This window comes from Streptomyces sp. NPDC031365 (assembly GCF_055569765.1).
Genome location: NZ_JBVIIM010000003.1, coordinates 353,481 through 361,522 on the forward strand (window position 1 = coordinate 353,481; position 8,042 = coordinate 361,522).

An 8,042-nucleotide genomic window follows, 5' to 3' on the forward strand; every position below is an offset into this window, starting at 1 on the left:
ATCAGACCCCCTCCGACTGACGGGCGGCGGCCAGCCGGACCGCGTCCATGATCTTCTCGTAGCCCGTGCAGCGGCACAGGTTGCCGGACAGGGCCTCGCGGATGTCCGCGTCCGTCGGGTCGGGGTTGCGCTCCAGCATCTCGTCGGCGGCGACCAGCAGGCCGGGGGTGCAGAAGCCGCACTGGACGGCGCCCGCGTCGACGAACGCCTGCTGGACCGGGGAGAGCTCGGTGCCCTCGCCGGTCCCCGAGCCGGTGCCCTGAGCCTGCCACCCCTTGGCCTCGTCGAGCGAGGTGCCACCCGCGCCGCCGGTCCCGCGGGAGCGCTGCGCGGCGAAGTCCGCCAGGCCCTCCACGGTGACGACGTCGCGGCCCTGGGCCTGGCCTGCGGCGACCAGACAGGAGCACACGGGCACGCCGTCCAGGCGGACCGTGCACGAGCCGCACTCGCCCTGCTCGCAGGCGTTCTTGGAACCGGGCAGGCCGAGCCGCTCGCGCAGCACGTACAGCAGGGACTCGCCCTCCCAGACGTCGTCGGCTTCCTGGGGGCGTCCGTTGACGGTGAGGTCGAGGCGCATTACGCGGCTCCCTCCGTGATGCGGTGGGCGCCGCGGTACGACTCCCAGGTCCAGGTCAGGGTGCGGCGGGCCATGACGGCGACCGCGTGGCGGCGGTAGCTCGCGGTGCCCCGGACGTCGTCGATGGGGTTGCAGGCCCCGGCGCACAGGTCCGCGAACCGCTGGGCGACGGAGGGGGTGACGATCTTGCCGCTGTCCCAGAAGCCGCCCTCCTCCAGGGCCGCGTTCAGGAACTCCTCGGCGGTCTGCGCCCGAATGGGTGTCGGTGCGGCCGAACCGATGCCCGTGCGTACCGTCCGTGTCTCCGGGTGCAGCGCGAGACCGAAGGCGCACACGGCGATGACCATGGCGTTGCGGGTGCCGACCTTGGAGAACTGCTGCGGTCCGTCGGCCTTCTTGATGTGGACGGCGCGGATCAGCTCGTCGGGCGCCAGCGCGTTGCGCTTCACGCCGGTGTAGAACGCGTCGATCGGGATGCGGCGGGATCCGCGTACCGACTCCGCCTCGACCTCGGCGCCGGCGGCGAGCAGCGCCGGGTGGGCGTCGCCGGCCGGGGAGGCGGTGCCGAGGTTGCCGCCGACGCCGCCGCGGTTGCGGATCTGCGGGGAGGCGACCGTGTGGGAGGCGAGGGCGAGACCGGGCAGCTCGGCGCGCAGATGCTCCATGATCTTCGAGTACGGGACGGAGGCGCCGAGCCGTACGCTGTCCTCGCCGACCTCCCACTCGTACAGGTCCCCGACGCGGTTCAGGTCCATGAGGTGTTCGGGCCGTCGGTGGTCGAAGTTGATCTCGACCATGACGTCGGTGCCACCCGCGATCGGCACGGCGGCGGGGTGCTCGGCCTTCGCGGCGAGCGCCTCCTGCCAGCTGGCGGGGCGAAGGAATTCCATGACCGGCTCTCTTTTTCGTCTCGTGAGGCGTGCGGATTGAGCCAATCCGTGTACGGCGGGCCCGGCTCGGTCGTGCGGTGTTCACGCGGAGTGGGCCCAGTACACCGCCGCGTGCTCCACCCGGGTCAGTCACGGAAAGCATGAAGGAGTTGGCTGGCCAATGAGGGCATCTTGTAGATTCATATGAACGAAGGTCATCAGTGACTTCCCCACCTTCCCCCGGAAAGCGGAGGGCACGGTCCAGGACCCGGCCGACACCGTTGATCAGCCACCCAGAGGGCCCTCACCGGACCATCCCTTCACGGTTCATCGTAGATATCGAGACAGAGAACGGCGGCGACGACCATGCGGCTGCGCGCACTGCTGGACACCGACGCGCTGGGCCTGAAGCTGCTCGGTGGCGAGGGCGAGCTGGACCGCGGTGTGCGGGGCGTGATGACCACCGATCTGCGGGACCCCAGCCGCTATCTCTCGGGCGGGGAACTGGTCCTCACGGGCCTTGCCTGGCGCCGGGACGCCGCCGACTCCGAGCCCTTCGTACGGCTGCTGGTGCAGGCCGGGGTGGCCGCGCTCGCGGCCGGTGAGGCGGAGCTGGGCGAGGTGCCGGACGATCTGCTCGTGGCCTGTGCGCGGCACCGGCTGCCGTTGTTCGCGGTGCACGAGTCGGTGGCCTTCGCGACCATCACCGAGCACGTCGTACGGCAGGTCTCCGGCGAGCGCGCCGGGGATCTCGCGGCCGTCGTGGACCGGCACCGTCGCATGATGACGTCGGGTCCGGCGGGCGGCGGCCCCGACGTCGTGCTCGACCTGCTCGGCTCCGACCTGGACCTGCGGGCCTGGGTGCTGTCGCCCACCGGCCGGCTGATCGCGGGATCGAAGGTCAACGGGTCGCTGGGGGCGCAACCGACGCTGCCCGCCGACGTGGGCGCGCGGCTCGCCGCGGGGCAACTGGCGGCCGCCCGCACCGGCCGGCTCGGACCGCACCGGGTGACGCTGGGGCAGACGACGTACAGCCTCTTTCCCGTGCGTGGCAGCGGGCGCTCCGCGCAGGGTGGACCGGACGTGCGCGAGACCGTGCTGTCCGACTGGCTGCTGGCCGTGGAGGCCGATGCCGGGGAGTGGGCCGAGGAGCGGCTGGACCTGCTGCGGGGGGTCACCCAGCTGATCGCCGTCGAACGGGACCGCCGGGACGCGGCGCGCACGGTCCGACGTCGGCTCGCGCAGGAGGTGCTGGAACTGGTCCAGACGGGCGCCGCGCCCGCCGAGATCGCGGCGCGGCTGCGGGTGGCCGCGCCGGTGCTGCTGCCCGGGCTCGGGACCGCGCCGCACTGGCAGGTCGTGGTGGCGCATGTCGACTGGGACGGCGGAGAGGTCGACGGCGGGCCGGTGGCGCAGACGCTGCTGGAGGAGATCCTGGTGGACCCGGCGTCGACCGGGCCCGAGCAGTCCGACCGCATCGCCGTGGCACACACCGGGGACGAGGCCATCGCGCTGGTGCCGCTGCCCCCGGTGACGGGCGAGGACGCGCACTCCTCCGCGGGAGTCCTCGCCGACGCCCTTCTGGAATCCGTGCGCGACCCGCTCACGGCCGGCCTCGACGGCGACGGCCGGCTCACCCTCGGTGTCTCCGCCCCCGTGCACTCCGCGGAGGGGCTGCACGGGGCCCTGGAGGAGGCACGGCACGCCAGGCGCGTGGCCGCGGCCCGCCAGGGCCGGGTCTGCGCGGCCGGCCACCAGGAACTCGCCTCGCACGTCCTGCTGCTCCCCTTCGTCCCCGACGACGTGCGACGTGCCTTCACCGCCCGCCTCCTGGACCCCCTGCGGGAGTACGACGGCCGGCACCGCGCCGAGCTGATCCCCACCCTGGCGGCGTTCCTCGACTGCGACGGCTCCTGGACCCGCTGCGCCTCCCGTCTCCATCTGCACGTCAACACGCTGCGCTACCGCGTCGGCCGCATCGAACAGCTGACGGGCCGTGACCTGTCCCGGCTGGAGGACAAGCTGGACTTCTTCCTGGCCCTGCGCATGAGTTGAGCCGAAGAGGATCTTTCCGGTCGGTTCGGTCCCGCAACCCATGACTTTGTGAAATCCTTCACCCACCCTCTTGGCCGGGCCTTGTGGTTCGTGCTGAGATGCGGCCACCACTCAACAGCTCGATGGCGTGCTCGGGGAGGGCAACGTGGCGCATACCGCCATGTCCGGTGACGGAATGACCGCCGATGACGATCCTCTCCAGACGGCGGTGTGGCGATTGCGCTCCCGTGCCTGCTGGGCCGACGCCGCCGCGCTGCTCACACCCACCACCCCGGGGACGGCCCTGCAGCGGGCGTCCCTGCTGGTGGAGCGGTGTCTGTACACCGAGGCCGGGTGGGAGGAGGCCGAGGACGCGCTGCGTACGGCCGAGGCACTGGCGCACAGTGACGAGGAGCGGGGGGCGGCCGCTTGTGAACGCGGGTACTTGGCCTACGCGGCCACTCTGTTCCGGGTGCGCGACCGGGCTGACGAGGCACGGGCCGCGCTCGGGCGGGCGGCGGCGCTGATCGCCCCGGGGGCGGCGGGGCGGGCGCTGCTGGACTTCCGGCGAGGGCTGATCGCGGAGAACCTCACCCGGTCCCCGCAGGCGGCGCGGGCCGCGTACCGCCGCGCCCACGCGGGCGCCACCGCGCACGCCGACCCGCTGCTGCTGTCCGGCACATGGCGCCACCTCGCCGGACTCGCCCTGCGGGACGGCGAGTTGGCAGAGGCCCGGCACGGCTTCGCCGAATCACTCCGCATCCGCGAGGAGTTGGGCTACCTGGTCGGCACGGCCCCGGCCCTGGTCTCCCTCGCCGACACGGAGACCGAGCCGGAGGCCTCCCACCTCCGTGAGGAGGCCCGCCGTCTCTTCCGCCTCCTGGGCGGCGTCCCCACCTGGCTGTCCCACCAACTCGCCCCACCCACCCCGGGAGCGGCCACGGCGTAACAGGGTCCGCCCAGCCCCCCTCCCGTCCGGCGTGTGAGGACGAGGCCCGTTCAGGGGCCGCAGGGGGGTCTGGGCCGCAGGGGGGTCTGGGCCGCAGGGGGGTCTGGGCCGCAGGGGGGGTCTGGGGGCACCGCCCCCAGGGACGGGAAGCGGCGGCGGGGCGGGACGACCCGACGACGGCGACGACCGCCGCGCACCCGCTCCCCCACCCCGAGCCGCCCCCGGAGCACATGCGAACGCGCTTCCCTCAGACCGCCCCGGCGAAGTGCTCCCCCACCAGCGACCGCACCACTTCAAGATCCCCCGCGATCAACGCGTCCAGCAGCGCCGTGTGCTCATGGGCATCGGCAACCAGTTCCGCCCGCCCCCGGACACCGGGAGCGCTCCCGACCAGCGGCCACTGAGCCCGCCGATGAAGGTCCTCGGCGATCCGCACCAGCTGCTCGTTCCCGGCAAGCCCCAGCACCGCACAGTGAAAGGCACGATCGGACTCCGCGTACGTGGCCCGGCACCCGGAGGAAGCCGCACGCACCGTCGCCTCCGCGAGCGGCCGCAGCTCGGCCCACCGCTCGGCGGCCACGGTCCGGGCCAGCCGCAGCATCACCGGGCCCTCGATCAGCGCCCGCACCTCGGCGAGCTCGGCCAGTTCCCGCACTCCCCGCTCGACGACCCGGAACCCCCGATTGGGCACGACCTCGACCGCGCCCTCCAGTGTGAGCTGCTGCATGGCCTCCCGCACGGGAGTCGCGGAGACGCCGAACCGCTCGGCCAGCACGGGCGCGGAATACACCTCGCCGGGGCGCAGGTCACCCGTCACCAGCGCGGTGCGCAGCGCGGCGAGGATCTGTCCGCGCACGGAGGACCGCTGGATGACGGACCGGGGCCGGGGAAGGACCGGCTCGCTGTGCGTGTGCTCGCCCCGCGCGGCGCCGCGCTCGGCGCCGCCCTCGGTACCGCCCGCCCGGCCGCGAAGCCGGCCCCGCCCACCGTCGCGCCCCCGGTCCGCGTCCTGCGCCACGGGCTGTGCGGGCACCCGGTAGCGGCCCGCACCGGCCCGTCCGGCGGCCGGCGCCTCCCCGGCCCCCGTCTCCGCCATCCTCTCCGCCCCCACGGAGCCCTGCATGCCCTGCTTCACAAGGTCCTCCCTGTGGACGTGTCGGTACTTGCGGTCATTACGGCGGGTTGTCACCTCTGCGTCAAGCACCATAGGCGCACCGGACGTCAGTTCACATCCCGGAGATCTTGGGTAAGGTGAGGCTTACCTTTACTGGTCGGCTCCACGAGACGTGAATGGGTGGTCCCATGCCTGTGCCCGGTTCGGCCGTCGCGGACGCGTACGCCCGCCTGGCGGAGGCCTTCCCCGCGCTGGCCGTCACCGAACTCGGCGCCGGCGAGGAGGCACCCCGGGGCGGCGGCTGGATCACCGCGTCGGAGCTCGCGGAGGGCGGTTCCGGCCTGGAGGCATTCCTGACCTGGGACGACACCCAGATACTGCGGGACTACGGCCGGCAGGCCCGCCCCGACGTGATCGCCAGCTTCGGACTGCACCGCTACGCCTGGCCGGCCTGCCTGCTGATCACCGTGCCATGGTTCCTGCACCGTCGGGTGCCGCGCTACCCCGTGACGCATGTCTCGTTCGACCGTACGGCCGCCGGTCTCGCCGTCGGCCGCATGGCCGTGCGCCCGGACGGATTCGCCTGTCTGCCCGACGACCCCGCCGCCGGCCTGCCGGGCGCCCGGGTGGTGCCCGACGAGGCCGCGTTGCGGGCGGAGGTGCGCGCGGCGGTCGCCCAGCACCTCGAGCCCGTCCTGGCCGGCTTCGGCCCGCGGATGCGGCGGCGCGGCCGCGCCCTGTGGGGCATGGCGACCGACGAGATCGTCGAGAGCCTGTGGTACGTCGCCCAGCTGCTCGACGAGGAGGAGCGAGGGCTGCGCGAGCTGGAGCGGCTACTGCCGGGCGCGACCCGGCCGTACGTCGGCGCGGCGGCCTTCCGCCGGCCGGCCGGACCCGACGGGGAGCCGGAGCGCCCCACCCGGGACCGGGTCAGCTGCTGCATGTTCTACACCGTGCGCCCCGCGGACATCTGCGCCACCTGCCCCCGCGCATGCGCCAAGGAGCGGACCGCCGAGCGGACCACCGTCGTTGCTTCGCAGGCGAGTTGACACCGCACCACACGACGCCTGCCCCGCCTGGACCGTAAGATCGTCCGGTCGTCACTCCGCAGAGGTCACAGGTGATTCACGATTCCCTCACCCGTCACGGGAACTTTCCGTGGAACCACCCGTACGGGTAGTGTTATTCGCACTCAACTCCCGCCCCTCATGCGTCAGTTCGAGCAGAACGCTGCCCTGGGTACCCCCCTCGCACCTCCTTGGCGGCCTCTTGCCGTGAATACCCCTGAGGGCTGCTGGGATTGGGCCACTATGGCGGGCGTTACGCCCTATCCCAATGCAAGGGACCCCTAGATGAGACTGACCGACATATCGCTGAACTGGCTGCTTCCGGGCGCCGTGCTGCTCCTGGGCATGCTGGCGGCGGTGGCGGTGCTGGCGCGCGGGAAGCGCTCCTCGGTCAAGGACACGAGCGCGGACGACTCGTGGGAGCGCAGCGAGGAGCGCCGTCGGCGCAAGGAGGCCCTCTACGGCACCGTCTCCTATGTCCTGTTGTTCTGCTGCGCGGCGGTGGCCGCCGCACTCTCCTTCCACGGCCTGGTCGGCTTCGGTGAGCAGAATCTCGGCCTGTCCGACGGCTGGCAGTACCTCGTCCCGTTCGGTCTGGACGGCGCGGCGATGTTCTGCTCGGTGCTCGCCGTGCGCGAGGCCAGCCACGGTGACGCGGCCCTCGGCTCGCGGATACTCGTATGGACGTTCGCCTTCGCCGCGGCCTGGTTCAACTGGGTCCACGCTCCCCGGGGCCTCGGCCACGCGGGCGCACCGCACTTCTTCGCGGGCATGTCCCTGTCGGCGGCCGTGCTGTTCGACCGCGCGCTGAAGCAGACCCGCCGGGCCGCCCTGCGTGAACAGGGCCTGGTCCCGCGTCCACTCCCCCAGATCCGTATCGTGCGCTGGCTGCGCGCTCCCCGGGAGACCTACGGCGCCTGGTCGCTGATGCTGCTGGAGAACGTGCGCAGCCTCGACGAGGCGGTCGAGGAGGTCCGCGAGGACAAGCTCCGCAAGGACGAGACGAAGCGGCGCCGACGGGACCAGCAGCGGGTGGAGCGGGCCCGTCTGAGGGCGATCAGCCGTGGCCACCGCGGTGTCGTGGGCCGGGGCGGCGGGCGCGAGCTGGAGACGGCGACCGTGGAACGCGAGCCCGACATGGTCTCCGCGGAGCCTGCCATATCGGCGACGGAGGCCCTGCCCGTCCGCGCGCGTCCCTCCCTCCAGCCGGTACGCACCGGCGCTGACCCGGTGACGGTCGACCTCACCGCCGAGGACAACACCCAGGCGCTGCCGCGCCTTGACTCCCTGGAGCGCAAACTCAAGGACCTGGAGCAGCAGTTCGGCTGACGCCCCACGTGGGGGGGGGGGGGGGGGGGGGGGGGGGGGGGGGGGGGGAGGAGGGGGGAGGGGGGGGGGGGCGGGGGGGGCGGCCTTCCTTTTTGGGGCCGGA

Annotated in this window: 7 protein-coding genes; 4 read left to right on the forward strand and 3 right to left on the reverse strand. The window is 73.1% G+C overall.

Going from position 1 to position 8,042, the window contains the following annotated elements; genetic code table 11:
- Position 1 precedes the first annotated feature (1 nt).
- Together ACZ5C2_RS06910 and ACZ5C2_RS06915 are read right to left on the reverse strand one after the other, a co-directional pair.
- Positions 2-577, reverse strand: a complete 576-nt coding sequence (locus ACZ5C2_RS06910; protein ID WP_468787359.1) for a (2Fe-2S)-binding protein — start codon at positions 575-577, stop codon at positions 2-4.
- The gene (locus ACZ5C2_RS06915) at positions 577-1,467 is read right to left on the reverse strand and encodes an FAD binding domain-containing protein (protein WP_468787361.1); all 891 of its coding nucleotides are present in this window, start codon (positions 1,465-1,467) and stop codon (positions 577-579) included. Before ACZ5C2_RS06915 ends, ACZ5C2_RS06910 begins: the two co-directional genes overlap by 1 nt.
- Positions 1,468-1,812: 345 nt before the next feature.
- Here ACZ5C2_RS06915 and ACZ5C2_RS06920 point away from each other — a divergent pair, with 345 nt between their 5' ends.
- Positions 1,813-3,501, forward strand: coding sequence for a PucR family transcriptional regulator (locus ACZ5C2_RS06920; protein WP_468787363.1), 1,689 nt, complete (start codon positions 1,813-1,815; stop codon positions 3,499-3,501).
- A gap of 160 nt (positions 3,502-3,661) precedes the next feature.
- The gene (locus ACZ5C2_RS06925) at positions 3,662-4,429 is read left to right on the forward strand and encodes a hypothetical protein (protein ID WP_468787690.1); all 768 of its coding nucleotides are present in this window, start codon (positions 3,662-3,664) and stop codon (positions 4,427-4,429) included.
- Positions 4,430-4,676: 247 nt separating this feature from the next.
- Here the strand turns inward: ACZ5C2_RS06925 and ACZ5C2_RS06930 are convergent, their stop codons facing one another.
- Positions 4,677-5,564 (reverse strand): GntR family transcriptional regulator, encoded by an 888-nt coding sequence (locus ACZ5C2_RS06930; protein ID WP_468787365.1) that lies wholly within the window; start codon positions 5,562-5,564, stop codon positions 4,677-4,679.
- A 167-nt stretch (positions 5,565-5,731) separates the two neighbouring features.
- On the opposite strand from ACZ5C2_RS06930, the gene ACZ5C2_RS06935 reads away from it, so the two are divergent.
- Together ACZ5C2_RS06935 and ACZ5C2_RS06940 are read left to right on the forward strand one after the other, a co-directional pair.
- Positions 5,732-6,592 carry a (2Fe-2S)-binding protein gene (locus ACZ5C2_RS06935; protein ID WP_468787367.1) on the forward strand — a complete coding sequence of 287 codons (861 nt, stop codon included), beginning with the start codon at positions 5,732-5,734 and terminating at the stop codon, positions 6,590-6,592.
- 303 nt (positions 6,593-6,895) lie between these two features.
- The gene (locus ACZ5C2_RS06940) at positions 6,896-7,939 is read left to right on the forward strand and encodes a DUF2637 domain-containing protein (RefSeq protein WP_468787369.1); all 1,044 of its coding nucleotides are present in this window, start codon (positions 6,896-6,898) and stop codon (positions 7,937-7,939) included.
- The last annotated feature ends 103 nt before the right edge of the window (positions 7,940-8,042 follow it).